Below are 299 nucleotides of genomic sequence, written 5' to 3' on the forward strand. Positions count from 1 at the left end.
TCCCAAAGTCCACCTGGTGAATACCATCTGGGCGATAGACGATTTGAGCGCCGCCAACGGCGCGCCGCGGATCATTCCTGGTACCCACCTCCGCCCCGAGTTACCGGAGGAGGTGCTGGCCGACCCGGAACAGGCCCATCCCGATGAGATTGTGTTTGCCGCGCCGGCCGGCAGCGTGATGATCTACAACGCCCACGCCTGGCACGGCGGCACCCGTAATCGTGAAGGCAGCAGACGACGCGTACTGCATGGGTTATATATCGATCGTGCGGATACGCCGCAGCAGGACCAGCGGCGCT

Annotated in this window: 1 protein-coding gene; it reads left to right on the forward strand. The window is 63.5% G+C overall.

The features are described 5' to 3' along the window. Positions 1-299 (forward strand): phytanoyl-CoA dioxygenase family protein (locus ACSIPU_RS31010; protein ID WP_435322535.1); only part of this gene is annotated, 299 nt, incomplete at both ends.

It is taken from the genome of Klebsiella sp. HN106 (assembly GCF_051209435.1).
Taxonomy (GTDB): Bacteria; Pseudomonadota; Gammaproteobacteria; order Enterobacterales; family Enterobacteriaceae; genus Klebsiella; species Klebsiella oxytoca.